General features: G+C 50.4%; 1 pseudogene. It reads right to left on the reverse strand.

Features of this window, described 5'->3' with window-relative positions:
- Window positions 1–254: pseudogene (locus E8Q33_RS15120) on the reverse strand (hypothetical protein); the annotation flags it as partial.

Consider the following 254-nt stretch of genomic DNA (forward strand, 5'->3'; position numbering starts at 1 on the left):
CACAATCACCACAACGAATACACGGTAACGGTTGTGCTGGCGGGCCACATCATCAACACCGACCAGAATACAGTTGGCCGTTTTAGTGATCGGTAAATCATCACCAGCCAGACTGTAACCCATCATCGGACCACCCTGGATAAACGGTTCGTCCGGTTGACGTCGGGTCTCACAGAATACCAATAAGTCTTTGATTGGCGTGCCAAATAAGGTTTCAAAATTGCCAGCGTGAGGGACGTCTGTACCGGTGACTG

The organism is Methylophaga sp. SB9B, assembly GCF_004832235.1.
In the GTDB taxonomy this organism is placed as follows: domain Bacteria; phylum Pseudomonadota; class Gammaproteobacteria; order Nitrosococcales; family Methylophagaceae; genus Methylophaga; species Methylophaga muralis.